The organism is Acinetobacter sp. 1294243, assembly GCF_000588015.1.
GTDB classification, from domain to species: Bacteria; Pseudomonadota; Gammaproteobacteria; order Pseudomonadales; family Moraxellaceae; genus Acinetobacter; species Acinetobacter pittii.
In genome coordinates this window covers 1-25,609 of sequence record NZ_JFXG01000026.1, presented here as the reverse complement: position 1 = coordinate 25,609, position 25,609 = coordinate 1, and the positions used below count along the sequence as shown (strand labels likewise).

General features: G+C 41.0%; 24 protein-coding genes. 6 read left to right on the top strand and 18 right to left on the bottom strand.

What is annotated here, in order from left to right; genetic code table 11:
• Nucleotides 1-4: 4 nt before the first annotated feature.
• The 10 genes from J655_RS22655 to J655_RS22615 all read right to left on the bottom strand — a co-directional run bounded on the left by J655_RS22655 (nucleotide 5) and on the right by J655_RS22615 (nucleotide 8,713).
• On the bottom strand, nucleotides 5-1,231 hold the full coding sequence (locus J655_RS22655; RefSeq protein WP_032053257.1) for an MFS transporter: 1,227 nt from the start codon (nucleotides 1,229-1,231) through the stop codon (nucleotides 5-7).
• 49 nt (nucleotides 1,232-1,280) lie between these two features.
• The gene (locus J655_RS22650) at nucleotides 1,281-2,231 is read right to left on the bottom strand and encodes an NAD-dependent epimerase/dehydratase family protein (protein WP_032053255.1); all 951 of its coding nucleotides are present in this window, start codon (nucleotides 2,229-2,231) and stop codon (nucleotides 1,281-1,283) included.
• A gap of 1 nt (nucleotide 2,232) precedes the next feature.
• Nucleotides 2,233-3,219 (bottom strand): fumarylacetoacetate hydrolase family protein, encoded by a 987-nt coding sequence (locus tag J655_RS22645; protein WP_032053253.1) that lies wholly within the window; start codon nucleotides 3,217-3,219, stop codon nucleotides 2,233-2,235.
• Nucleotides 3,216-3,659 (bottom strand): VOC family protein, encoded by a 444-nt coding sequence (locus J655_RS22640; protein ID WP_032053252.1) that lies wholly within the window; start codon nucleotides 3,657-3,659, stop codon nucleotides 3,216-3,218. The genes J655_RS22645 and J655_RS22640 overlap by 4 nt, the downstream gene beginning before the upstream one ends.
• 21 nt (nucleotides 3,660-3,680) lie before the next feature.
• Complete coding sequence (locus J655_RS22635) at nucleotides 3,681-4,430, bottom strand: SDR family NAD(P)-dependent oxidoreductase (RefSeq protein WP_032053251.1); 750 nt, start codon at nucleotides 4,428-4,430, stop codon at nucleotides 3,681-3,683.
• Nucleotides 4,427-5,749, bottom strand: a complete 1,323-nt coding sequence (gene hisD, locus J655_RS22630; RefSeq protein ID WP_050675404.1) for a histidinol dehydrogenase — start codon at nucleotides 5,747-5,749, stop codon at nucleotides 4,427-4,429. The genes J655_RS22635 and hisD overlap by 4 nt, the downstream gene beginning before the upstream one ends.
• A 14-nt stretch (nucleotides 5,750-5,763) precedes the next feature.
• Nucleotides 5,764-6,783 carry an SMP-30/gluconolactonase/LRE family protein gene (locus J655_RS22625; protein ID WP_032053248.1) on the bottom strand — a complete coding sequence of 340 codons (1,020 nt, stop codon included), beginning with the start codon at nucleotides 6,781-6,783 and terminating at the stop codon, nucleotides 5,764-5,766.
• Nucleotides 6,784-6,793: 10 nt separating this feature from the next.
• Nucleotides 6,794-7,924, bottom strand: coding sequence for an FAD-dependent oxidoreductase (locus tag J655_RS22620; protein ID WP_032053246.1), 1,131 nt, complete (start codon nucleotides 7,922-7,924; stop codon nucleotides 6,794-6,796).
• Entirely contained in the window at nucleotides 7,921-8,064 is a 144-nt protein-coding gene (locus J655_RS25220; RefSeq protein ID WP_155519369.1) for a hypothetical protein, read from the bottom strand. The genes J655_RS22620 and J655_RS25220 overlap by 4 nt, the downstream gene beginning before the upstream one ends.
• A 229-nt stretch (nucleotides 8,065-8,293) precedes the next feature.
• Nucleotides 8,294-8,713, bottom strand: coding sequence for a winged helix-turn-helix transcriptional regulator (locus J655_RS22615; RefSeq protein ID WP_050675403.1), 420 nt, complete (start codon nucleotides 8,711-8,713; stop codon nucleotides 8,294-8,296).
• Between the two features lie 96 nt (nucleotides 8,714-8,809).
• On the opposite strand from J655_RS22615, the gene J655_RS22610 reads away from it, so the two are divergent.
• The 4 genes from J655_RS22610 to J655_RS22595 all read left to right on the top strand — a co-directional run bounded on the left by J655_RS22610 (nucleotide 8,810) and on the right by J655_RS22595 (nucleotide 12,599).
• Complete coding sequence (locus J655_RS22610; RefSeq protein ID WP_228132282.1) at nucleotides 8,810-10,444, top strand: phytoene desaturase family protein; 1,635 nt, start codon at nucleotides 8,810-8,812, stop codon at nucleotides 10,442-10,444.
• Between the two features lie 2 nt (nucleotides 10,445-10,446).
• On the top strand, nucleotides 10,447-10,668 hold the full coding sequence (locus J655_RS22605; RefSeq protein WP_032053240.1) for a hypothetical protein: 222 nt from the start codon (nucleotides 10,447-10,449) through the stop codon (nucleotides 10,666-10,668).
• Nucleotides 10,669-10,798: 130 nt separating this feature from the next.
• The gene (locus J655_RS22600; RefSeq protein WP_032053239.1) at nucleotides 10,799-11,230 is read left to right on the top strand and encodes a nuclear transport factor 2 family protein; all 432 of its coding nucleotides are present in this window, start codon (nucleotides 10,799-10,801) and stop codon (nucleotides 11,228-11,230) included.
• Between the two features lie 127 nt (nucleotides 11,231-11,357).
• Complete coding sequence (locus J655_RS22595) at nucleotides 11,358-12,599, top strand: MFS transporter (RefSeq protein WP_050675402.1); 1,242 nt, start codon at nucleotides 11,358-11,360, stop codon at nucleotides 12,597-12,599.
• Nucleotides 12,600-12,649: 50 nt separating this feature from the next.
• Here the strand turns inward: J655_RS22595 and J655_RS22590 are convergent, their stop codons facing one another.
• The 8 genes from J655_RS22590 to J655_RS22555 all read right to left on the bottom strand — a co-directional run bounded on the left by J655_RS22590 (nucleotide 12,650) and on the right by J655_RS22555 (nucleotide 22,405).
• The gene (locus J655_RS22590) at nucleotides 12,650-13,543 is read right to left on the bottom strand and encodes a LysR family transcriptional regulator (protein ID WP_228132281.1); all 894 of its coding nucleotides are present in this window, start codon (nucleotides 13,541-13,543) and stop codon (nucleotides 12,650-12,652) included.
• Nucleotides 13,544-14,048: 505 nt separating this feature from the next.
• Nucleotides 14,049-15,413 carry an efflux transporter outer membrane subunit gene (locus J655_RS22585; protein WP_228132280.1) on the bottom strand — a complete coding sequence of 455 codons (1,365 nt, stop codon included), beginning with the start codon at nucleotides 15,411-15,413 and terminating at the stop codon, nucleotides 14,049-14,051.
• Between the two features lie 38 nt (nucleotides 15,414-15,451).
• Complete coding sequence (locus tag J655_RS22580) at nucleotides 15,452-18,583, bottom strand: efflux RND transporter permease subunit (protein ID WP_032053231.1); 3,132 nt, start codon at nucleotides 18,581-18,583, stop codon at nucleotides 15,452-15,454.
• Nucleotides 18,584-18,597: 14 nt separating this feature from the next.
• Nucleotides 18,598-19,755 carry an efflux RND transporter periplasmic adaptor subunit gene (locus J655_RS22575; protein ID WP_050675400.1) on the bottom strand — a complete coding sequence of 386 codons (1,158 nt, stop codon included), beginning with the start codon at nucleotides 19,753-19,755 and terminating at the stop codon, nucleotides 18,598-18,600.
• A gap of 79 nt (nucleotides 19,756-19,834) precedes the next feature.
• A complete protein-coding gene (locus J655_RS22570; protein WP_032053228.1) occupies nucleotides 19,835-20,446 on the bottom strand; it encodes a TetR/AcrR family transcriptional regulator in 612 nt (203 codons plus the stop codon).
• 188 nt (nucleotides 20,447-20,634) lie between these two features.
• Nucleotides 20,635-21,339 (bottom strand): IS6 family transposase, encoded by a 705-nt coding sequence (locus J655_RS22565; protein ID WP_032053227.1) that lies wholly within the window; start codon nucleotides 21,337-21,339, stop codon nucleotides 20,635-20,637.
• Between the two features lie 137 nt (nucleotides 21,340-21,476).
• Nucleotides 21,477-21,764 carry a hypothetical protein gene (locus J655_RS22560; RefSeq protein WP_016165568.1) on the bottom strand — a complete coding sequence of 96 codons (288 nt, stop codon included), beginning with the start codon at nucleotides 21,762-21,764 and terminating at the stop codon, nucleotides 21,477-21,479.
• A gap of 2 nt (nucleotides 21,765-21,766) precedes the next feature.
• Complete coding sequence (locus tag J655_RS22555; protein WP_032053224.1) at nucleotides 21,767-22,405, bottom strand: AAA family ATPase; 639 nt, start codon at nucleotides 22,403-22,405, stop codon at nucleotides 21,767-21,769.
• A gap of 402 nt (nucleotides 22,406-22,807) precedes the next feature.
• On the opposite strand from J655_RS22555, the gene repM reads away from it, so the two are divergent.
• Both repM and J655_RS24910 read left to right on the top strand, forming a co-directional pair.
• Nucleotides 22,808-23,746, top strand: a complete 939-nt coding sequence (repM, locus tag J655_RS22550; RefSeq protein WP_032053222.1) for a replication initiation protein RepM — start codon at nucleotides 22,808-22,810, stop codon at nucleotides 23,744-23,746.
• 129 nt (nucleotides 23,747-23,875) lie between these two features.
• A protein-coding gene (locus J655_RS24910; protein ID WP_139111769.1) for an IS5 family transposase occupies nucleotides 23,876-24,627 on the top strand; the annotation gives its coding sequence in 2 pieces (ribosomal slippage) (nucleotides 23,876-24,110 and nucleotides 24,110-24,627; 753 coding nt in all).
• The last annotated feature ends 982 nt before the right edge of the window (nucleotides 24,628-25,609 follow it).

The window sequence follows — 25,609 nt, the reverse complement described above, 5'->3', positions numbered from 1 at the left end:
CTACCTATGCCTTGTCTGGTGTTGCAACAGGTTGTGTTGCTGTTCCTTTCACAAATCCGAGAACCAAGGCAATCAATGCCAGTGGAATCAGCACCCAGCCTGCCAATGCCAAGGTATTGAACAGATTGCCTGTGAACTTAGTTGCTGCTACAAACAGAATCGGGCTAAAGAACATGCCTAAACAGTAACTGCCATACCACATGCCTGTGCCAATACCACGTTTAAACCAAGGCAGATTTTTCATGTTCCAGATCGCTAAGGTCGGTAGCAACAGGCCACAGCCAAAGCCATTCAACAAAGCATAGAGTAAAATCTGATCGGCGGAAGTTGCATGTGACATCAGTAAGAAACTTAGCCCAATCAGACCAAAAGCAATAAACAGGTTATGTCCGACTTTAAACTTCAAGCGTGAAAACACATGCACGCTCAATGTCCCAGCCACAATCAAGGCACTACATGCAGAAGAAATATTGCCTGCTACTTTCGGTGAAGTCTCGCCAATCGAACCCAAAATAAATGCCATCTGGATTTGTAAAATCATGAATGCCAATGCGCCAATGCAGGTCACGACACAGATGAAAAACAACAGTTTTGGCTGAAAGGTCACAGCTTGCGCTTCATGGTCATCATCGGCAGACATTTTGTGCTGCTGAGGTTCCCACAACATAAATGCACCCAAGATCCCCAGCACTACAGGCACCGCATATACCGCATACGGTACGCGCCAGCCAAACTCACCGAGCGCACCACCAATCATGAAAAATAGAATTGCCGAACTCGATGCAAAGGTGGTCTGTAAAGCTAGATAACGCTGACGCACCGCACCCGAATAATAATCACCAATCAGAGTCGTACTGATGGTCACAATCACCGCTTCGGCCATACCAAGAATCACACGGCTGCCAATAATGGCGTAAAGGCTGTGCAGAAACAGAGGCAACACACCGATCAGGCTATAAATAAAGGTCGCCATGACCAGCATCTTTTTCCGTCCGTATTTGTCGGCAAACAGTCCAACCACAGGGCTGAGCAATGCCACCAACAGCCCCGGAATCGTCAGGGCAATCGGGACTAAAAACTCCACATTGGGAATATGGGAAAACTCAGCCTGCATTTGTGGCAGACTCGGGGCAATCACAATCGCCGCCATCGGAGACAAACAGTTGAGAATCAGCAGTAAATAGGCAACAAACTTACTTTTTGATTCGAAGTTATCGCTAATCATGTTCATGATAAACCACTCCTTGGTTTATGAATCTGACTCAAGCTTTTGAGAACTATCAGTCGAGATTTAAAGTATTTTTAATGAGATGTTGGATAGATCCGTCATGTTTAAAGCCAAGTGCATCTGCCCGTCGGGTATGAATCTCAGGGTATGCGCCAAAATTTTTCTCAAGTTGTGGGTTATTGCTGTCGAAGCTGACCAGCGTGTCGGTATTTAAGGTAAATTCTTGGGCCAAGCCATCCACCACCTGCTGCATGCTCAGGCGCAGCACAGGCAAGGTAAAGACACGACGGTCTTGCTGTAACTGTTCTTTAGGCAGACTTGCGGCATGAATTAAATTGTCCACGCAGCATTTCACTGACATCCACCATGCCACCGCATGCTGTGAAACTGGGCAAGCAAAAGTGCGTTGCTGTGACAGCGTCCAGAACACATCACTCATAAAGGCTGAGAGCAATCCCGATGGCTGCTGTGGTCGTGCCACAATTCCCGGTAAACGTACCGCGACACCATCAATCCAGCCTTTACGGCTAAAATCATCTAGCACAATTTCGCCAAACTGTTTTTGCCCTGCATAAGTCAAATGCGGTTTTAGCGGGGTGTCATCATCAACCTGTTCTGGCAAGTCCGAACCATACACGGCAATGGTGCTGGCAAATACGACGCGCGGACAGTTGCCTTGTTGCTTGAGCTGTTCAAATAAAAACAGCATTGCATCGACATTGACCTTACGGCTGAGTTCATAATTTTGCTCGGCCATACCGCCCGGAATACTGGCTAAATGAAACACCACATCCACAGGTTGTGCCAAGGCTTGCTCAATCAAAGCCGTATCAGAAAAATCACCCTGATAATACGCCACGCGCGGATCGGCACTACGTTCCTGAAACTGTAAGTCCAGCAGACTGAGTCGGCTAAAGTTGGACAGTTCTTGCTGTTGCTCCAGCAAGGCTCTGACCAAGTTCGACCCGACAAAACCATTTGCGCCTGTCACGAGAATGTGCATGTTACACCTCCTGATACGGAACAAATTGGTGGTTAATTTTGCCAAAAATGCTTTGTCCGTCCTGCCCTTTCATTTCAAACTGCAAGCGGTCGCCAAATTTCAAAAATGGCGTTTTTGGCTCACCCAGTTCAATAATTTCGATGGCGCGTTTTTCTGCCAAACATGCTGAACCGACTTCTTTATAGTTCTGATTGGAAAATGTGCCTGAGCCTAAAATTGTGCCGACTTTCAGGTTACGGGTACGTGCCAAATGCATCACCAGTTCAGGGAAAGAAAAACTCATTTCCTCACCATTCGGATGTCCAAACCACTCGCCATTGCACTGAACTTCTAAAGGCAGTTTGATGCGTCCGTCATGCCATGCATCACCCAACTCATCAGGTGTCACTGCAACAGGCGCAAATACGGTACTTGGTTTAGCGCGTAGCGGGCCAAAGCCAATACTGACTTCTTTAAACAGGTGCGCACGCAGGCTAACATCATTCAATAACATAAACAGTTTGATGTGTTTTTCTGCTTGTTCTGCCTGTACGCCCATTGGCACATCATCCAGAATGACAGCGACTTCACCTTCAAAATCAATCTGATGCTCTTCACCCGGCACAGGATAATCATCACAAGCCCCCAAAAAGTCATCGCCCGCACCCTGATAAATAATCGGCACACCTTTGTCTTTTTTGATGTCAAGTTTAAATGCCTGTTCCATCAATGAACCATGATTTAAAAATGCCGAAGCATCTGCCCATTGGTAGGCACGTGGCAAAGGCGCCATGGCTTGAGCAGGATCGAAAGCAAAGGCATCTTGTTCAGTTGCATCATTCAGGGCAGCATATTTTTGTTGCAGCTTTGGCTCGGCTTCATCCCAGTTTTCCAAAGCATCTTGTAAGGTAAGCGCAATGCCTGTTGCCAAAGTCGCGGTTTTTAAATCTTTAGAAACGATGACCAAGCGGCCATCTCGACTACCATCTTTGAGTGTTGCCAATTTCATTTTGCTGTTCCCTCATTGTTCCATAAATCAGGATATTCAATCAGTTCAATCAAATTCCCAGTGTTATCGCGCAAAAATCCCATTGCTGTTCCGCCAATCACTGCTTCAAACAGAATGTCGGCATTTTTTTCTCGAAGCTCGGCAAACGCCTGTTTGGCATCTTGCACCGCAAAGCACAGATGTTTATGCCCGTGGGTTTGCACATCGAGGTTCGGCATACGGCGTTCGTCTGGCAGTGGTTTGGCATTGGGCAATTCAAACAGTTCAATGCGAAAATCACCGCGTTGAATAAAGGCAATCTGTGCAGGAATCTGTTCAATAAATTGCTTTTTTTCCAGTTCAAACCCCAAGTAATCGCAATACCACGCAATACTCTCATCTAGATCGGCTACGCTAATCCCACCATGATGGGGTTTCCACGCAAAAACATCCTTGCTCATCGTACTGTTTTCCCTATTGTTTTATAAAATCTGCCGCCCACCATCGACGGGAATGATCGCGCCTGTGGTAAAGGTGAGCTGGGTGGCCACAGCAACAACTGCCGCAGCGACTTCTTCAGGTGATGCTAGACGTCCTAGTGGCGTAGACTGGGCTTGCAGGTTACGCCAGTCTTGGTCTAAGCCTTTGACAAACTCGGTATCTGACAGACCTGGGGCAACCGAAACCACACGAATGTTTGGCGCTAATGCCCGTGCTAGTGAAATGGTCAGATTATCCAGTGCCGCTTTCGAAGCGCAGTAGGCAATATTGCTGCCCATCGCAGTACGCGCAGCGATGGAACTGATATTCACAATCAAACCATCATCACTTTGCTGAAGTAGTGGTTGTAAAGCACGCACCACCGCAATCGCCCCACGAACATTGGTGGCAAAAATCGTATCAATCAAAGCATCATCCAGACTGGCAAGATCAGCATGTTCAACAAAGCGCGTGGTGCCTGCACAGTTCACCACCATGTCACAGCGTCCAAAGTGCTGCTGAATTTGGCTTGCCAAATCGGCTAAGGCAGCGCTGTTGGTGACAGGTGCTGCCGCCAACAAATGCCCCTGTTCCACCTCAGGCAAGCTGTCAAGTACTTGTTGGGCTTTCTCGGCAGACTGGTTATACCCCACCACAATGCTTGCGCCCTGTGCTGCCAAAGCCGAACAGATGCTATGCCCCAAGCTGCCTGTCGCCCCCGTGACTAAGGCAACTCGACCTGCCAATTTCATGCGCTTGCCTCAACAATCGTAGGCGCTATATGTTCCGTTGCGCTTGGCTTCAAACGACGCACACGGATATCCGCCTGTTCTTTATGTCCAGAGAAATGCTCGAGTGCACAGAGACGTGAACACACTTCACCAATGGCCACGCTGGCTTCATCGGTCAAAATACGTTGATAAGTATGGGTTTTAATAAATTTACCGACCCACAAACCACCTGTGTAACGTCCTGCGCCCATGGTTGGTAAGGTGTGATTTGTCCCAATGACTTTGTCGCCATAGGACACGTTGGTACGGTGCCCCAAGAACAAGCCGCCATAACTGGTCATACGTTCTAAGAACCAGTCAGGGTCTTTGGTCATCACCTGTACATGTTCACTGCAAATACGCTCGGACTCTGCCAGCATTTCTTCATCGGTATCACACAGGATAATTTCGCCATAATCACGCCATGACACGCCGGCAATCGGCGCTGTATCTAAGCGAGCCAAGACTTTTTCAATCGCAGCAGGCAATTCATCTGCAATTTTCTGGCTGGTGGTCACACAGTACGCTGGTGACGTTGGACCATGTTCCGCTTGTCCAAGTAAATCGACTGCGACCAGTTCTGCATCGACCGTGTCATCACAGATCACCATGGTTTCTGTCGGCCCTGCAAACAGGTCAATCCCGACACGACCATAGAGCTGACGTTTCGCTTCGGCAACAAAGGCATTGCCCGGTCCAACAATCATATCCACTGGGGCAATCTGTTCTGTGCCGAGTGCCATGGCTACAATCGCCTGCACCCCGCCCATCACATAAATTTCGTCTGCACCAGCCATCGCCATCGCGGCAATAATTTCAGGGGATGGTTTGCCATCAAATGGTGGCGCACAGGCAATCACACGTTTTACGCCTGCCACTTTTGCCGTCAAGACACTCATATGTGCCGATGCCAGCAATGGATATTTACCACCTGGGATATAACAACCCACCGAATTCACTGGAATATTTTTGTGTCCCAACACCACACCCGGCAAGGTTTCCACTTCTACATCACGCATGGACTGCAACTGGATTTGGGCAAAACGGCGGATTTGGGCCTGAGCAAATTTAATGTCTTCAATCGCTTGTTTCGACAAACTGTCGATGCAGGCTTGAATTTCAGCTTGGCTCAAACGAAAAGTTTCAGGATTCCAGCGGTCAAATTTTTCCGAGTATTCACGTAGCGCTGCTTCACCACGCTGTTCAATCGCCTGAATAATGTCTTCAACCGTCTGACGCACTTGGGTATTGAGCTCTGCTTTCACTTCGGCAGGTTTGCCTTTTTTGAGATGTCGAATCATGTGGATCTACTCCTTTATTTCCAATGTCTTAATTTTTGTCCTGCCACAGGCGAACGGAAAAATGGAATTCGCGTGCCTTGCAAACTGCCTAAATACACGGTTTTTAAATCTGCCCCACCAAAGGTAATACTGGCCATCCACGGCGCGAGTTTGCCGCGCGATGCCTGCATAATTTCGGGGGTTAATGTCTTGGTTTTATAATGCTGATTGAGTCGAGCATTGGCTTCAGGATGGCTGTCATCCAAAATAGTCACGACCTCCTGTTCAGGCGTAATCGCGATTAGTTTGTCCACCATCACCAGAGTTACCCATAAATTCCCATAGACATCAAAAGCAAATCCGTCTGGGAATCCTTCGAGTTCTTCAGGTCCATAAACTTCACGATCAGACAGAGTTGCATCATCAACAACCCGAAAACGGGTAATACGTCGTACATTACTTTCAACCACATATAACCATTCCTCATTGTCATCGAATCGGATTTCATTTGCACCGCCGAGCTGTTCAGCCACCACGCGAATACCATTTTCATCAATCACGCCAATATAGCCATCCAGCTCATCAGAATTGATGGATTCAGTCCACGGCTGCATGGTGGTGGTGACGGTAAACCAGATTCGTCCTTTTGAATCAATTAACGGGAAATTGGTTTTTCCTAAAGGTTGACCATTCAGTTGGTCATAAAGTACTTCTACCTGTGCGGTGTTTTTATGTAACTTTTCAATGCGGTCTAAACCCCAGTTACAAATAATAAAGTCACCTTCATCGGTCATTGCCATGCCATTCGGCAGCGAAGCACCCTGTGCCTTGACATAGCGATCCTCAAAACTGGCATCTTCCTGAACTTCAATTTCAGGAGCGATTAAAGTCTGTTGTCCTTGCGCGTCGATGTGCATCACACCACCGCGAGCATCGGCGACCCAGAGTGAATGATCAGGCTGAGCAATAATGCACTCGGGACGCTGTAAATCCTGACCAATAAATTGAATATCATCTACATTCAGCGTCCAGCTTTTTAAAGGATTTTGTTGCATGCTCATCTCCTTAAATCGGCTGCGAAGTGACTTCAATCATTTTAGCCATCATGCCGGCAAAGTTGGCGTCAGGCGTTGGGCGCTGTTCCCATTCACCAATCTGGATTGACCCTTCATTGATAAATTTGCAGCGCTGATAACGACGTTCCATAAAGCCATCCAGTACATGCTGCACATCAGGTGCGGAGGCTGCCAATTCACCCAGAACCACGGCATCTTCAACGGCTTGTGCTGCACCCTGCCCCATATGTGGTGTGGTGGCATGTGCTGCATCGCCAATCAACAGCACGCGTCCGTTGTACCACGGTGCAGGCATCAAGATTGCTTCCAGCGGGCGATAAACTACTTGGCTTGGGTCAGTAATTTGCTGTTTTAATTCAGGAATCAAGCCCCCAAAACCATCCAGACGTTTCTGGAATTCTTCAGCAAGGCTGTTTGGATCAAAGAATGGATTACCAGGTTCTTCCCATACCGCCAAAATATATAAGCTGTCTTCGGTCAATGGGGTATAGCCGACTTTCCCACCCGACTTGCCTTCAAACATGTGCGAATACAGTAAGTCTTTTGGTCGTGGCAGGTTATAGCGCCATACGCCTTGTCCTGTAAATTTTGGCTTATACTGTTCGCCAAATACCTGACTGCGGACTTTGGAATACACGCCATCTGCACCGACCACCAAGTCATAACTGTCTTGCGTACCATCGGTGAAACTCACAGTGGCCTGTTCAGCGGTTTGCTCAATCTCGTCAAAGGTCAAACCTAATTTGAGATTCACACCTTCGCTTTGAATCGCATCTAAGAGCACTTTATGTAAGGCTGGTCGGGTCAGACCTAAATTGGCAGGATATTGTTCACCCGCAAGCTGTGCACCACTCAATTCCGCTTTGACTTCACCATCAATATTACAGATACGTAAACCCTGATAAGGGAAGCCAGCTTGAACCGCTTCATCAGCAATCCCTAGTGCAGCCATGGCACGAATGAAGTTTGCCTGAACCACAATGCCGACATGATAAACTTTAGGTTCAGCATTGATTTCAATGACGTCGACCTGAGCAACTCCTGCTTTTCGTAGTGCAATTGCAGTGGATAAACCACCTATTCCACCGCCAACGATTAATACTTTTTTTAGTGCACTCATGATTTTTCTACACTCCATGTTCCATTTAGAATCGGCAATTGGACACGCAACTCCTTGTTCCAAATGGCTGTTTCTGTATTGGCAAAATCGAGAGGATTAAATCCAATCGCTTTGCGCTGTTCCATGAAGCTAAAATACATGCTGCATAACCATTCATAAAATTTATTATTTAGATTGCTTGTATCTACACAACAAATACATAGATGTGATTGAATGATTGCCTTGAATTATTTTTATAAAAATAAACCTCTACCATCAGAAAACTCAGTATCTGAAGTAGCAGGTTTGAGAAAGATTTGAATAAAATTGACTGATTAATTTTATTATTTTTAATAACGTATAAAATTTATTCTAAAAATACATATCAACCTATTGGGCGTCGTATTCAGCTCGACAAGCTTTTATTTGTGCTTCATGCACTTCTAGCCAGCCAATTAATCGATTCAGTTCCTGTACCATCGCCTGCCCCAACTCAGTCAAACCATACTCCACCTGAGGCGGCACCGTCGGAATCACGGTGCGCTGAATAAAACCATCACGCTCACAGGCACGCAACTTTAAGGTCAAAATACGCTGTGATACAGGCGAGTCTGCCATCGAGTTAATCTCTTTGAGTAACTGGGTATAACGTAAAATTCCCGTACGTAAAATCATTAAAATCAACGGTGTCCAGCGGTCACCTAAACGGCTCATGGTTTCACGAACTGGACCATGCGGGTCGTTACCTTGCTGCACACGTTTACGAAATTCTTCTAGCTCAATCTGCTGTTGTGATTGCAACCCATGCATTGTGGCAACTTCCTTTAAAAAACATCTTACATAACGAACATTTATGTAACTAGCATACAAAAAAGTGCTGTCTTCCGCATCCGATTTTTTGTCTTTATGCTTAGCCCCAATCACAGCTTAAAACGAAAAAAGGAAAGGAGTGACATGATGTCTCAATATGATGTAATTGTGATTGGCGCTGGACATAACGGATTAACTGCCGCTTCCTATTTAGCGAAAGCAGGAAAGAAAGTCCTAATTTTAGAGCGAAAATCTTATGTGGGTGGTGGTGTATCGACGCGTGAACTAAATACCCCAGGCTTCTGGCATGATGAACACTCTAGCGTACATATCATGATTCAAGGCAACCCAATGATCCGTCAGGACGAACTCGGTTTATTTTCCAAATTTGGCTTGAAGTACAATTATTCAGACGTGCCATATGCCTCAGTTTACGATGATGGCAGTTCGATTATTTGCTACAAAGATTTGGATAAAGCCTGCGAATCAATTGCTCAAATCTCTCCGAAAGATGCTGAAACCTATCGTAAGTTAGCACAAAAAGCGGCTTCATTATTGCCGATGTTTCTGTCAGGTTTTTATTCACCGCCCCTCCCGATGGGTGCGATGGTCGCCATGCTCGACCAGAGTGAAGAAGGTCGCGAAATGTTTGACTACATGCAGCGCAGCACCTATGAAATCGTCAACCGCCTGTTTGTACATGACAAAGTCAAAGTGCATTTGCTGCGGGTATTGGCTGAAAACCTGCAATTGCCTGACGAACTCGGCACAGGCATGGGACTGTTTGTCTTTGTTGGCATCATGCATACCTATGGCGTTTCGCAACCAGTAGGTGGCAGTGGCAAATTGTCTGAAGCCTTGGAGCGCTGTTTTAAACATTATGGCGGTGAAGTTCGTCTAGATGCTGAAGTGAAAAAAGTCCTGACCTCCAACGGCAAAGCGGTTGGCGTGGAAATGCGTGATGGCGAAAAAATTTATGCCAAAGATGGTGTGATTGGCGCGCTGCATCCACATGTCATTGATCGCTTTATCGATGGGCTAGATGAAAACGTGGTACGTCGCGCCAAAAATGCCTCACTTGCGCCATTTAGCTTGTTCGTCAGTCACTATGACTTGCACAACCCTGCCGAGTTTTACGCACATAAAGATGTCAGCAAAGGCACCATGCTGACTATGCTCAGCACAGAAAACCTGTCTGAACTGATGGATGACTTCGACGAACTGCGTCGCGGTAAAGTCTCAAAACGTCGCTTGGTGGCAGGGGGTGATGAAAGCCTGAATGATCCGACGCGTGTCCCTGCGGGCAAAGGTATGTTCCACGGCATTACTTTCGCTCCGTATGATCTTGCCGAAGGTGGTTCAGCGCGTTGGGATGAATACAAGGAAGAATTTGGTGAACTCAGTCTGGCGGCTTATCGCAAATATGTGAAGAACCTGACTTCGGACAACATTATTGCGCGTAGCTTCCATTCCCCACTAGATCTGGAACGCAGCTCACCAAATTCTATGGTTCGCGGTGATGTACATGGTGTAGCCCCTTATTTTTACCAATGTTTCGCACATCGTCCAACTCCTGACTTAGGCCGCTTAACCGTGCCTGGTCTCGATAACATGTATCTAGTTGGTCCATTCATGCACCCAGGCGGTGGCGTATTTGGTGCAGGCCGTGCAACAGCCATCAAAATGTTTGATGACATGAATATTGATTTCGACAAAGTAGTAGGAAACTAATTATGAAAGTCTATGGAAATGACAATAGCGAACTGATGAATGTCAGCACCATTGAACGTAATGGCAACGAGCTGATTTTAAAAGGCAAGATTTTTGGCGCAATGCCGATGACGGCAAAACTCAGACCTGAGGAGGCTCGTGCTGCGCTAAAGCTCCTCAATTTTAAAACGGTTTTATTTTTAATTACCTTACTGTTTCGTGCTTCAGTTGGACGCAAGAAATAGCATCCATACCATTTTCTTCATCCTCGCTCATTCATTCCGATCCAAGGATCGGGATGAATCATCCAAAACAATAAATCCGCATAAATTGACATGATGTCAAAACAACACCACCAAGCATGGAACATTGCACATGGATCAACAGTATTTTCTAAACAATTATATCGGTAAATTTAATCAGCAAGACCATTCAGGTTTTGAAGAGTTTTTTGCCCCCAATATCAAAATGTTTAATGGCGGTCTAATTTTTGAAGGTGTCGAAGCCGTCAAAGAACATTACCGCCAGATCTGGAGCGTGATGAAGGAAACGCTCAACGTCAAAGAATATTTACCCGTCAATGACAACCGTCTGGTGATTGAGCTTCACACGCATTTTGATGTTCCAGAAGATAAAACTGAAACGCCATTTGGTGAAATCAAACAGGGACAACAGTTCGATTTTCACGGCTTAATTCTTTATAAAATCGATGAAAATCAGAAATTTTATGAAGTCCATGTGTCTTATTTTAATTTCATCAAAACCGATGCCGATGGCACAAAAACCAATATTGGCATGCCCCATTAAGCCGATTACACCCTAAACAAGGATATGTTCGAAACGGTGAGACAGGACGCGATACCATTTATTTTTCTGCCTTATCAAGATCAGAACAATACGCCCTTTCTCACATCTGTTGAAGATCGAGGGAATTATGAATCAAGGAAAAACGACCATTGAAAAAGTGGTTGGGATTAAGTCTGGCTTTACCACACTGCTGTTATTGCTATTTGTCTGCTTGTCGCCGATGGCAGCCATTGTCATGGCACCCAGCCTCCCTAAAATTCAGCAACACTTTGCCCATGTACCGCATATTGAGTATTTAACTCCGATTGCTCTAACCATTCCGGGTTTAGTCATGGCGATTGTTAGCCCGCTGGTTGGATTCCTCACAGACAAGTTTGGTCGTAAAAAATTACTCATCCTTTCCACCGTGGCTTATGGCATGGTGGGAATAGCTCCCATGTTCTTAGATAATTTTTATTTTCTTCTGAGCTCTCGTGTCATTTTAGGTGTATTTGAGGCTGTTGTACTTACAGTAAGTACCACACTAATTGGTGACTATTATTCCCCAACGTTGAGACAACGTTATTTGGCATTACAAGTGACTGCTGCATCAACTTCTGCAATTTTCTTTTTTGCACTTGGTGGATATTTAGGTGGAATTAGCTGGCGCCTTGCATTTATTGTCTATGCAGTACCTTTAATTTTTGCTGTTCTTGGTCAAATTCTTTTATGGGAACCGAAAGTCAAAAACAGTAATCATGACTATCTCAATGCGGAAAGTACTGATGAAACAATCACGTTCCGTCCTAATTTTATGCTAGGTATCTGGATCACAGCTTTTATTGCTGCCGTGACCTTCATGATTTTACAAATTCAAATTCCGTATTTATTAAATGCAATTGGTGAAAGTTCACCCAAAACGGCTGGTAATATTGCAGCACTTTCAACCGTATTTGTAGTTTTAGGTACGCTTACCGTGCAATACATGATAAAAAAATCAACGCCAATTTCTCTCAACCTATTGATTGGATTTGGTCTAATTGGTTTTAGTTTTATTTTATTGTCCAATGCTCAAAGTGCAAATGAAGTTTTAATTTATGCCATCATTAATAGCTTCGGTTCGGGAATTTTATTGCCATCAGTTACCTTTTGGAATATGCGCCATTTACCTCAAGCCAAACGCGGTCTGGGCACAGGAATATGGAACAGTTTTTATAATTTTGGGATGTTTTTTAGCCCAATATTAATTGTATATTTCAATGGTTTTACAGGTAGCTTACAACATACATTGGCTCAACTTGGTCCGTTACTGCTTGCCTTTGCAGTATTTTGTATTGCTTTCGATGTACTGCGTTGTTTTATTTTGAAAGCAAAAACAACAGCTTATTAATTCATTAATAAATATTCAAAAGGGTTAAAACCAACCCTTTTGAACTCAGATTACACAACTAATTTTTCAGCGACATCTATTACCAGTTTACGGAACCACTTTAAACCTGCATCATTTTCCTGGTACTTGTTCCATTGCATACAGATTTTAATTTTCGGAGCTTCCCATGGCAGTGGAGCCACATAAATTGGTAAATATTCTGCGCATTCTAACGCCAGCTTTTTATGCATAATCGCAATATAAGGTGTACCAATCACAAATTGCGGCACACTAGTAAAATTTGTCGCAATATATGCCACGTTACGTTTAATATCTAGATTTCGAATTAACCAATCGTCAATCATCGGTGTCTTATTAATTGCCCCCAAGCGCACAACAACATGCTCAGCCTGTGTATAATCTTCTAAAGTTAACTGTTTTCCTTTTAAAGAATTTTGCTCCCACATTACACAGACGAATTCATCTTCAAAAATATCTAGACTTGGATGTTCATCTAAAATACTTAAACTGGGCAAAAGTAAAATATCAACTTTCCCACGTTCAATTTGCTTTTCCGCTTCAGTGGATGGCATTAGTTGTTCAATTGAACATTGCGGAGCCAAACGATAAAGCAATTGATTTAATCGAGGCAATAAAACATTTCCAGTATAGTCAGATGCCATAACCGTGAACTTTCGTTTTGCTGTTGATGGATCAAATTTATTTTTATTATTCAATACAGTACGCATTTGAATTAATAAATCACCTACAGGTTTAGCCAGATTTTCACCCATTGGAGTTAATACCATACTGCGCCCAACCTGAACTAAAAGATCATCTTCAAAATAATCTCTTAATCGAGCTAATGCAGCACTGGTTGCTGGTTGACTTAAAAATAATTTTTCACCAGCCCGAGTAATATTTTTTTCCGTTAACAAAATATCTAGTGCAACTAATAAATTCAAATCCAATCCATCAAATCTCAACTAAATCTCCTTGTAAAAATTTGATAACTATGAAAATCATACAATTCAGTGTATCAAAAATATACTGAAAATATTAATGATTTCGTAAAAATAATAGTCTGCCTCTTTTTCAAATCTAATGTTCCGAAACCATCAACATCTAAACAATTTTTAGTAATAAAATTCTCTTTAGTCAGAAATTTGTTTTATTTTTATGCTTGAATTCCACAACAAGGTAATCACCATCTAAATTAGATTAAAAATATTTTACGGAAAAATACCATCAAAATTGATCATTTCATGTTCTATGTAAATCTTTAGTTTTTATAGGTCGTCTGTTATTTTCAATTCAAATAAAGGTATTTGGTAACCTCATTATTTCTTTGTGTACCTACCAATTATTTGAGTTAATTTATTTCAAAATTTAAGAGCCTAACCATTTGTAGATTAGGCTCTTAAAATTACAGATATAAAGTCAAATCAAAACAATAACAACAACACTAATTTATTCTGCATCGGCTCCACCACCTAGAACTTTATAGAGTGTCACTCTATTGGTTTGCTCTTCCAATAAAAGTGTTACTAATGACTGTTGAGCAGAATAATAGGTTCGCTGAGCCGTCAATACGTTCAAGTAGCTGGCTTGACCTTCTTTATACAATGCATTCGACAATTCAAAACTACGTTTAGATGACCGAACTAAATCCTTCTGTGCCGTCAATTGCTCATCAATAAACTGACGAGTAACCAAGGCATCTTTCGCATCAGAGAAAGCAGATTGAATAGCTTTCTCATATTGTGCAATATAGATGTTCTTTTGGATTTTCGCTGAATCTAAACTGGCTTTGAGTTCGCCCGCTTCAAAAATTGGCAAACTAATGGTTGGAATAAATGACCATGTTTGAGCACCTGCACTGAATAAATTATCTAAAGCATTACTACTTCGCCCAGCTGTTGCCGTTAATGAAATTGTAGGAAAAAAAGCAGCTCTTGCCGCACCAATGTCAGCATTAGCCGCTTTTAAGGTATGTTCAGCATATAAGACATCGGGGTGATTTAATAAAACCTCAGAGGAAAGATTATTTTGAATTTCAGCCAATTGTATCGAGTCAATCTCTAAAGTTTGAGCAGGTAATAAGTCCTCAGGTACTTTGGTTCCAACGATCAAATCTAATGCATTTTTTGACTGTGCTAATAACTTTTTATAGCTCGCAATATCTGCTCGTGCACTGTCAACACTGGTCTTGATTTCTTCATAATCCAATGCAGATGAAATGCCAGCTTTGTACTTCGCATAAGTTAAGCTGAGTGTTTTCTCTTGACTTGTTAAAGTTTGCTGAGCAATCTGTAACTGTTGTTGATACGAAGCCACTGTCAGCCAATCACCAGCTACCTCAGCAATTAAACTCATACGAGAACTGCGCTGAGTTTCTTCAGTCGCAAAATATGTTTCTAAAGCTTCACGACTTAGACTTTGAATACGCCCAAATAAATCTAACTCCCAACTGGTAAAACCAACAGATACGCTTGTACTTCGAGAAACCTGCGTTGTATCAGAGCTTGTCCCCGACCGTTGCGCTGTTTGTGATACAGATGAACTCACACTTGGAAATAAATCAGCTTGTTGAATACGATAAGTTGCGCGTGCTTTATCAATATTAAGCATGGCTACACGTAAATCACGGTTATTTTGTAAAGCCAAAGTAATAACATTCTGCAAACGCGGATCAATAAAGATCTCTTTCCAATCAATGGCACTTACTGCAATTTGTGCTGATTGAACTCCTGAATTATTCAGTGAATGTTCAACTGGTAATGTAGGTCGTTGGTACTGTGGGTCTAAACTCATACAACCCACGAGAGTACTCATACATGTGACCAGTACTACAAATTTATACATTGTTCGCATCATGTATTCTCCTGAGATTGTTTAAGTCCTTTCTTTTTTGAAAAAACACTACGGATCAGTACATAAAATAATGGAACAAAGAAAATACCAAATACGGTCGAAATCAGCGTCCCGCCAAATACGCCTGTTCCAAGCGAATGTCGTCCACCAGAACCAGCACCCGTACTCACAACTAAAGGTAATACTCCTAGTAAGAATGCAAAGGACGTCATCAAAATTGGGCGTAGGCGCATTTTAGCTGCATGGAGAGTAGCTTTAAGTAAAGTTTCGCCTTTTTCTTCAAGCTCTTTTGCAAACTCTACAATCAAAATAGCATTTTTGGCTGAAAGTCCGATGGTGGTGAGTAAACCAACTTGAAAGTAAACATCATTCGATAAGCCACGAATACTGGTAAAAGCCAGTGCTCCCAATACACCAATCGGGACAGCAAGCAATACTGAAAATGGAATTGACCAGCTTTCATACAGTGCCGCTAAGCATAAGAACACAAACAAAATAGAAATTGCATATAGTAATGGCGCCATACTACCTGACTGTTGCTCTTGATAAGATAGACCAGACCAAGCGTATCCAAAGCCATTCGGTAGCTGTTGTACTAGCTTTTGCATTTCAGCCATTGCCGTTCCAGAACTTACACCATCTGCAGCCTGACCACTAATTTCCATTGACGCTGTACCATTAAAACGTGCTAGTGTCGCAGGTGAGAAATTCCATCCACTTTGTGTAAATGCTGAAAATGGAACCATTTCATTATCGTCATTACGGACAAACCAACGATTAATATCTGTTGGTACCATCCGTGAAGAGGCTTCACCTTGTACATATACTTTTTTAATACGTCCATTGTAAATAAAATCATTCACATAGCTACTACCCAAAGCTGTCGCTAATACTGCATCAATATCACTCTGGCTAACTTGTAAAGCACCTGCTTTCGAGTCATTGATTTTTAATGCAAACGTTGGGGCATCTTCTAAGCTACCATAGCGAACTGATGTCAGATTTTTATTTTGCTGTGCTAATTGCAAGAGCTTATCTTTTGCTTCCACTAGTGCATCATGACCTGCACCACCTAAATCGGTTAACTCCATAGTAAAACCTGAACCTTGACCTAACCCAGGAATACCCGACGGTGCCATAGCAAAAATCTGAGCATCTTTAAACTGATTAGCCATGTTTTGAGTAATTCGATTACCCACATCTGTCGCACTGGATGAACGTTCATCCCAGTCTTTCAGTTTAATAAAGCCCATACCTGAGTTCTGCCCACTTCCTCCAGTACTAAAACCAGCAACACTCATGATGGACTCTACTTCAGGTTGCTTTTGTACATACTCGGCAACTTTATCCATCACTTGTACAGTTTCTTGCTGCGTGGCACCTGATGGCAATTTCATCGACACCATTAACATCCCCTGATCCTCTTCAGGTAAAAATGAAGTCGGTAATTTCCAAAACAACGCACCAATCGCAACAATAATGGCAAAATATACAGCTACACCCATGCGTTTATGCGCAATCACCCACTGTACACCGCGATGATAACGCTCAGTATTCACATTAAATTTTTGGTTAAACCAATCAAAGAAACGAGTCAAAAAGTTACGTTTCTTTGATTCACTATGTTGATCTAATGGTTTGAGTAAAGTGGCACATAAAGCTGGGGTAATCGTTAAAGCAACAATCACTGATAAAATCATGGCTGATGCAATCGTGATAGAGAACTGGCGATAAATTTGCCCAGTCGAACCGCTAAAGAAGGCCATCGGAATAAATACAGCCGTCAAGACCAGAACAATACCAATCAATGCCCCAGTGATTTGTTTCATTGACTTTTCTGCAGCCGCTTTCGGATCTAAACCTTCTTCTGCCATGATTCGTTCTACATTTTCAACGACAACAATAGCATCATCAACCAAAAGCCCGATGGCCAAGACCATGGCAAACATTGATAAGGTATTGATTGAATAGCCCAGTACTGCAAGCACTCCAAAAGTTCCCATCAATACCACAGGCACAGCGACGGCAGGAATTAAAGTAATTCGCCAATTTTGTAAAAACAAATACATAATTAAGACCACTAAAATAATGGCTTCAAATAATGTTTTTACAACTTCTTCAATCGAGATTTTGACAAATGGAGCAGTACTATAAGCAACCTTGTAGTTGACCCCTGACGGGAAAAATGCTTTAAGTTCTTTCAGCTTGGCATCAACAGCCGCTGAAACATCTAGGGCGTTCGCACCAGAAGCGAGCTCAATCCCCATACCTGCAGCATTACGACCATTGAACTTACTTAAAGCAGAGTAATCTTCACTGCCAATCTCTACTGTCGCCACATCAGCTAATTTAACTTCTGAACCACTTTCATCTGATTTCAAAATAATATTTTTAAATTGGTCAACCGTTTTTAAGCGACTTCGTGCAGTTACTGTTGCACTTAATTCTTGACCCTCTACAGCGGGTAATGCACCTAAAGATCCTGCTGCGACATCACTATTTTGAGTTTCAATTGCTGAAATGATATCACTCGGCATCAGTGAATATGTTTTTAGCTTTTCAGGATCAAGCCAAATCCGCATTGAATATTCAGATCCCATCACCTGAACATTCCCCACCCCATTCACACGGCTAATTTGGTCTTTTACACTAGAAACCATATAGTCAGCTAAATCGGTACCCGTCATGCTGCCATCTTCAGATATAAAACTGAGCACCATGAAAATACTGCCCGATGACTTCGTAACGGTCACCCCATTACTTTGTACTGACTCTGGTAAAGAGGACTGTGCTTGTTGCAATTTATTTTGCACTTGGACTTGGGCTGTATCAGGGTCTGTACCTGATGCAAAAGTCAACGTGATTTGTGAACTTCCTGAGGATGAGCTACTTGATGACATATATAATAAGTTATCAAGCCCTGTCATACTTTGTTCAATCACCTGAGTTACTGAGTTTTCAGTTGTCTCGGCCGAAGCACCCGTATACGTTGCATTAATACTAACTGAAGGTGGAGCGATATCTGGATACTGCTCAATCGGCAAGGTGAATATAGACAATGCACCTGCTAATGTAATTACAATCGCTATCACCCATGCAAAGATAGGTCGATTGATAAAAAAACTTGCCATTATTTTACCTATCTTTACTGAGTTTTAGTTGATGGAGTCATGTTTGCTTTTACTTCTTGTCCAGCAGATACCGTACTCGCACCTTCAACGATCAGCTTCTCACCTGCTTTCAGTCCTGCGGTAACCACCCACTGATTACCTTTGGTTTCTGCAGTTTGAATCACCCTTTCAACAACCTTGTTATCATTACCTACTAGTTTTACAACTGGATCACCCTTATGATTCCGTGTTACGACTTTTTGTGGAATCAATATTGCCTGATGGTTTACAGCTAGTGGTAATTCAGCTTTTACATATGCGCCAGGTAATAATAAGTATTGTGGATTTGGAACCAATGCTCTTAATTTGACACTTCCAGTGCCTGTATCAACTGAGGTCCCTACAAACTCAAGCGTTCCAGATTCTTTATATGTCGTCCCATCTTCCAGAATTATGTGTACAGGAATTTTCCCATCTATTGATTTCAAGGTACCGCTTTCAATTTGTTTTCGTAAATTTAACAACTCAGCACTGGAAAGTGTGATATCGACATATATTGGATTTAACTGCTGAATTGTTGTAAGCGCTGTGGTTTGCTCTGCTGTAACAAGTGCGCCTGGTGTATACGTTGAAGTTGAAATACGACCTGAAATTGGAGCACGTATAGTGGTATAACCTAAATTAATTTTTGCAGTGTTAAGATCTGCTTTCGCAGAAATTACAGCGGCTTCACTTTGTTTTAATGTTACATCAGCATCAATCGCATCTTGCTTACTCACTGCTTCAATATTTAACAAGTTTTTATAACTTTGTGCTTTAGGTCTAGCAGCCAGTACAGCAGCTTCTGCTTCTACCAATGCCCCCCGCGCATTTTCATAGGCAGCTTGGTACAACTTTGAATCTAATGTATATAAAACCTGACCAGCTTTTACCTCATCACCCTCTTTAAACATTCTTTTTTCGATAATTCCACTGACTTGTGGGCGAACATCTGAAACCATATAGGCTGTCGTTCGACCAGCCAAGGTATGATTCATCTCTATTGATTGGGGCTGTATTAACCTGACATTAACTTCTGTGGCTTGCGTTTTAGGTTCAGCAGGCTGATCTTCCGTACAGCCTGAAATAGTGGCAAAACAACATAGCATTATTGCTGTGAGGTACGTCATTTTAAGACGAGGAGATAGAGTCATAATTCACTCATTTTGTGGAGTTTAAATATTTTTTTTGCATTTAACAGATGAAGGACTAAGCGATTTAACAATCGCCAGCTCATTCATCAGGCGTTTTAAACATTGAGTCAAAGGTGCGTAATAAGGTAAGGTAAAATTTTTCAAGAATTTTCTTATCAACGTTATTTGAATACCCTTTAGCTGTTCTCAAAATCGTACCATCCGAAATAGTTGCAATAACTTCTGCTATTGCTCGTATTTCTGACTCAGATGCCTGTGGATAGCGATTTTTTAATATATCTAAACCTTTATACATTAATTCTTTTTCTGCTTGATCAACCAATTCCGAGTTTTTCTGATTTCGATCTAAGTTTAAAATCTCATAAAGTAAATAAAGTTCACTTTTTTCCATCTGATGCGGATAACCTTGAGCCAGATCGTAAGAAATACTTTCAATCATATTTTGTGAGTGTAAATCTGAGTTTTTCACCCTTTTATCAGCAATTCTTTTTATTAGATTCTGAATAATTTCATCTTTATCTTTAAAACATCTATAAATTTGTCCAGGTCCTAGCTGACATGCTTTTGCTATATCACTAATCGCAACATTATCTAAACCATTCTTCATGACCAAAACAAGTGCTTGATCAATAATACGCTGTCTTCTATCTTGCTGACTTTCATGTGAAAGTTTTGATTCTTGACTATACACTGTGAACACTTAATAATTTGAGAATTAACATTCTCAAGTTACCTGTGAAATATTAGCTCATCATGGTTTTCACTTTTCTTATTTGTCACTGTATGTATATTTTTGTAAATATCTCAGAGTGAATTACGTTTTTAATGGCACTGTTGCAAATAGAAATTTGAGTCGATGAAGTTCCCTTTAAAAAGTGCTTAGAGACCGAAAACCCTGTTGATTAGACACACTTCACCCAGAGGCTGACAATAATAAAATGATGAAGCTTGTCCTTTACGCAGTGCACGCATGACTTCAATCCCTTTAATTGTGGCATAAGCCGTTTTCATAGATTTGAATCCTAACGTGGCCCTGATGATCCGCTTTAACTTACCATGATCACATTCGATCACGTTATTTTTGTACTTAACCTGCCTGTGCTCAATGTCTGGTGGACATTTTCCTTCCTGTTTTAACCGTAATAAAGCACCTCCATATGTGGGTGCTTTATCCGTATTGATCACTTGTGGAATTTGCCACTTTTTCACATTATTTAAGATTTTTCCAAGAAAACAATATGCTGATTTGGTATTACGTCTAGAAGAAAGATAAAAATCAATCGTATAGCCACGTTGATCGACTGCACGATACAGATAAGACCATTGTCCATTTACTTTTACATAAGTTTCATCAATATGCCATGAGCTCAGATCTGTAGGATTACGCCAATACCAGCGTAAGCGTTTTTCTATTTCAGGGGCGTAGCGCTGAACCCAGCGGTAAATAGTCGTGTGATCAACATTCACACCACGTTCGGCAAGCATTTCCTGAAGTTCACGATAGCTGATGCCATATTTACAATACCAGCGCACAGCCCAAAGAATGATTTCGCCCTGAAAATGTCGACCATGGAAAGGATTCATATGCTGCACCTTTAGCTAAAACAGTCTTCAGCTTACCATTCGTGGTTATTTGCAACAGTGCCAAAATTACTGCCACACTGCTGGAACCTTAGCCGAATTAAGAAATATCCCCCTTTAAAAAGGAGGATATTGTTAAATTATTTACTTAATATTTCTTTTAATTCATCTGCACTATATGTCGATAAATTTTCTATAGCTGCTCGAACAATACTTGAACGATTTATTCTTGCATTTTGCCCTTTTACAACCAGCTCATCAATTAGTTTACTAATATCTTCATTTAGAGAAAAAGTGTAACGAATAAATTTTTTTTCACTTGATTCTAAAGCCTTTACTCTCTTTTCTGCACCAGATATAAATGCATCTAACATTTTATCTTGTTCTGTAGGTTCAGTTTTTTTGTTGAGCCCAGTTAACCCAGCCATAGTTATACTCCTAAAAATTCTATTGCAATACTTTCAATTTCAGCTTTCGCTTTAGGATCACTATTTACTTCAAAAACTGAAAGCCCATTTTCATCTGCATCATCATAGACATTTCGATTTGTTGTGATTGAATTCAATGCATCAATACCAAATGATTTGCATGCCTCTTTTGCATCTAAAATTCTTTGAACTTGAGAAGGAAGAGTTGGACACTGAGTAATAATTGCTCTCGCTTTCAGATTCGGATTTACTGTTTTTGCTAATTTTAAAACTTGTTCCATATGATTTAAAGTTTTTAGATCTCTTCGTTTTGGTCTAAACGGCAATAACATATGTGTAGCTATAGTCATTGCTGAACGTAATGCTTCAGAATCCTGTCCACCTGCATCAATAATAATATCTTGGTATCTTTTGTCTAAATCTTTTAAAACTGAACGTATATTTCCTGATGCTTGTACTGATGGAATATTATTTAATTCATCATTTTCATCTCTTTCTTTAACCCAATCAGTTGTTGTTCCTTGAGGGTCAGCATCTAATAAGAGGACGTCTCTTTGACTTTGTTGTAAGTAGACTGCAAGATTTTGAGCTAAACAGCTTTTACCAGCACCGCCTTTTTCACCACCAACTAAGATAATCATAATTTATGTAAGTTACGTAAGTTTGTTTGTGTATAATTTAAAGGTGATTTATGAAGTAATCAACTATCATGAAAAAAAAATTAAAAAAAAGTTATCCACAAAATAATAAGCTTTTTGAATTTATATATATTTATTTAAATTTATTATTTATATATCTGTTCAAAGCTTGGCTAGTAAAGGGATACAGGAAGTATATGTTGACAAATTCCTACCAATAAGTTGACTTTTTCCTGTTTCTAAGTTGACAAATTCCTACCAATAAGTTGACTTTTTCCTGTTTCTAAGTTGACAAATTCTGTGCATAAGTGGACAAATTCTTTTATTAAAAATACTTTCATTTGTGGACATTAAGTAGTATTGTCAATATATCTATTTATAACATTTTCCTTAATATATCTCCCTATGAGTAACATAGTATATAAAGATAATAATTTGGTTGAAGCATCGTATTCACTAAATCTATCTGAGCAAAGGCTAATATTAATTGCGATCATAGCTGCTCGAGAAATTGAGAAAGAACTTACTTCGGATACTATACTTACGATTCATGCTTCTGAATACATGAAACAGTTTAATTTAGGACGTCAAGCATCCTATGAAGCGTTGCAATCAGCATGTGATAATCTTTTTGAACGACATTTGAATTATAAAGCAATAGATCCTGTAACTGGAAAAATAGGAATTTACAAAAGTAGGTGGGTTTCAAAAGTGGGTTATGTTAAGGAAGAAGGATGCGTCCAACTAATTTTTGCACCAGATATTATCCCCTTATTTGTAAAACTTGAAGAAAAATTCACAAGATATGAACTTAAACAAATCTCACCACTTACAAGCATTTATGCAATTCGCCTGTATGAGTTACTCATACGTTGGAGATCAACTGGTAAGTTATATATTTCTATAGATGAGCTTAGATCAAAACTCGGATTGATAGAAGATGAATATAAAAAGATGGGAGACTTTAAGAAAAGGGTTCTTACAGTAGCTTTAAATCAAATTAACAAATTTACGGATATTACAGTTTCTTATATACAAAAAAAGGAGGGAAGAAATATTTCAGAATTACACTTCATGTTTGAAGAAAAAGAACAGGATAAAAGGAGCACAAGTGTTTCTTTAGAGCCAACTTATAAATTGACAGCTAAGCAATGTATATTTTTTGCTAAAAAGCTATGTGATATCACTAACTATCCAAAATTTGGTAATGATTTCGCACATCGTGGAGAGACTCTAGAAGACTTTCAGGAAAGGATATCAAGTGATCTTCTTGATAGCGATAATGTTAGAAAGTATTTTTCTTATTTGTTAGAAGTTGGTTATGCTCCTAAATACAAGAAGTAACCCTTTAGTTGATAGTCATTTTAAACAAAATATCAGGCCTTATCATACTAGGGCGTGTCCTCATTTGAAGAATTGTTTTTAAATACTTAAAATCCTCCTTTAAGCTCTTTTCATTTCTATATTTTTCCAATGGCACGTACTCTACTCACCGATGATATTTGGCAGCAAATTCAAGATACTATGCGATTACACGGTTGTTACTGTTCAAAAAACAGTAGAAATATCATGGAAGCTATCTTATGGAAACTACGTACGGGTGCGACATGGCGTGATATTCCTCAAGAACTTTGCCCTTGGCAAACTGCCTACAATCGCTTTAATCGCTGGACAAGTAAGGGATTATGGGATAAATTTTTTTTAGATTACGAGGCATTCTGGATCAGGAATGGGTATTCATTGATGGAAGCTACATACGCGTGCATCAACATGCAAGTGGAGCTCGGCATGGTTTCGAAAGAGCAATTGGACAATCACGCAGTGGACGAACAACAAAAATACATCTTGCAACCGACGCGAATGGATTACCGATTGATTTTAAAATCACTGGGGGTGATGTCCACGACAGTCAAGTTGCAAAACAACTGATTGATATTGTAGGCGAGGCAACTTATCTCATAGCTGACAAGGGGTATGATGCTGAGCACATTAGAATATGTGCCAAGAACAAGAATATGATACCCATTATTCCATTGAGATCAAACAGTAAGAGATCGAATAAGGAATTTGATAAATATCTATATAAATTAAGACATTTAGTTGAAAATGCTTTTGCAAGATTAAAACATTTCCGTGCTATTGCAACTCGATTTGATAAACTGGCACGCAATTATAAATCTATGATCCGTATAGCCTGCATATTTATTTGCTGCAAAGCCAAATGAGGACACGCCCTAAGTTTTTGAATAAGATTACTTTCATATGATTTTAATATGAATCATCATAAGTTACATAACTTATGATGGTTAAGTAACCACCTATCCTCCCTTTATAATTTGTTGCTGCAGTCATCATCACCGTTGGAATAAGTAGACAAATTCCTGACACGGAATACTATAACTGAGGTCACCTAAATAGCATACATAAGTTATGTAGGTTACGCCACTTAAATAAGTTAAGGCTGCAATCCGCATCATCGTTGGAATAAGTGGACAAATTCCTGACAAGGAAATTGCAGCGAGATTGGCTAAAGTTACTGCGCTAATTATCAGTTGAGATGTCGTTATTGATTATGCCTTATACGGAACTTAAGAATTGGGCCTCGTTGCGAACAGCAAAGCCAGAAATCCTGCAGCTCCGCGGACGCTGATAAGTAGACAAATTCCTGACACGAAATACTATAACTGAGGTCACCTAAATAGCATGCATAAGTTATGTAAGTTACGCTACTTAAATAAGTTAAGGCGCTAAAGTGATAAAAGCAACATGATGACTATAGCACTGAGCACTGGTGATTTAAGTCAATGCTGCAATCCGCATCATCGTTGGAATAAGTGGACAGATTCCTGATAAAGAGTGCTATAACTTACGTCACTTAAATAGGATACATAAGTTATGTAGGTTACGTCACTTAAATAAGTTAAGGTGCTAAAGCGATAAAATCTACACGATGAGCACATAACACTGGTGATCTAAGTCAATGCTGCAATCCGCATCATCGTTGGAATAAGTGGACAAATTCCTGACAAGGAAATTGCAGCGGGATTGGCTAAAGTTACTGCGCTAATTATCAGTTGAGATGTCGTTATTGATTATGCCTTATACGGAACTTAAGAATTGGGCCTCGTTGCGAACAGTAAAGCCAGAAATCCTGCAGCTCCGCGGACGCTGATAGGTAGACAAATTCCTGACACGAAACACTATAAC

Coding starts and splice junctions, on each gene's coding strand:
- J655_RS22655 (WP_032053257.1), bottom strand. CDS start 1,231: ATGAACATGATTAGCGATAACTTCGAATCAAAAAGTAAGTTTGTTGCC.
- J655_RS22650 (WP_032053255.1), bottom strand. CDS start 2,231: ATGCACATTCTCGTGACAGGCGCAAATGGTTTTGTCGGGTCGAACTTG.
- J655_RS22645 (WP_032053253.1), bottom strand. CDS start 3,219: ATGAAATTGGCAACACTCAAAGATGGTAGTCGAGATGGCCGCTTGGTC.
- J655_RS22640 (WP_032053252.1), bottom strand. CDS start 3,659: ATGAGCAAGGATGTTTTTGCGTGGAAACCCCATCATGGTGGGATTAGC.
- J655_RS22635 (WP_032053251.1), bottom strand. CDS start 4,430: ATGAAATTGGCAGGTCGAGTTGCCTTAGTCACGGGGGCGACAGGCAGC.
- hisD (WP_050675404.1), bottom strand. CDS start 5,749: ATGATTCGACATCTCAAAAAAGGCAAACCTGCCGAAGTGAAAGCAGAG.
- J655_RS22625 (WP_032053248.1), bottom strand. CDS start 6,783: ATGCAACAAAATCCTTTAAAAAGCTGGACGCTGAATGTAGATGATATT.
- J655_RS22620 (WP_032053246.1), bottom strand. CDS start 7,924: ATGAGTGCACTAAAAAAAGTATTAATCGTTGGCGGTGGAATAGGTGGT.
- J655_RS25220 (WP_155519369.1), bottom strand. CDS start 8,064: ATGTATTTTAGCTTCATGGAACAGCGCAAAGCGATTGGATTTAATCCT.
- J655_RS22615 (WP_050675403.1), bottom strand. CDS start 8,713: ATGCATGGGTTGCAATCACAACAGCAGATTGAGCTAGAAGAATTTCGT.
- J655_RS22610 (WP_228132282.1), top strand. CDS start 8,810: ATGCTTAGCCCCAATCACAGCTTAAAACGAAAAAAGGAAAGGAGTGAC.
- J655_RS22605 (WP_032053240.1), top strand. CDS start 10,447: ATGAAAGTCTATGGAAATGACAATAGCGAACTGATGAATGTCAGCACC.
- J655_RS22600 (WP_032053239.1), top strand. CDS start 10,799: ATGGATCAACAGTATTTTCTAAACAATTATATCGGTAAATTTAATCAG.
- J655_RS22595 (WP_050675402.1), top strand. CDS start 11,358: ATGAATCAAGGAAAAACGACCATTGAAAAAGTGGTTGGGATTAAGTCT.
- J655_RS22585 (WP_228132280.1), bottom strand. CDS start 15,413: ATGAGTACTCTCGTGGGTTGTATGAGTTTAGACCCACAGTACCAACGA.
- J655_RS22580 (WP_032053231.1), bottom strand. CDS start 18,583: ATGGCAAGTTTTTTTATCAATCGACCTATCTTTGCATGGGTGATAGCG.
- J655_RS22575 (WP_050675400.1), bottom strand. CDS start 19,755: ATGACTCTATCTCCTCGTCTTAAAATGACGTACCTCACAGCAATAATG.
- J655_RS22565 (WP_032053227.1), bottom strand. CDS start 21,339: ATGAATCCTTTCCATGGTCGACATTTTCAGGGCGAAATCATTCTTTGG.
- J655_RS22560 (WP_016165568.1), bottom strand. CDS start 21,764: ATGGCTGGGTTAACTGGGCTCAACAAAAAAACTGAACCTACAGAACAA.
- J655_RS22555 (WP_032053224.1), bottom strand. CDS start 22,405: ATGATTATCTTAGTTGGTGGTGAAAAAGGCGGTGCTGGTAAAAGCTGT.
- repM (WP_032053222.1), top strand. CDS start 22,808: ATGAGTAACATAGTATATAAAGATAATAATTTGGTTGAAGCATCGTAT.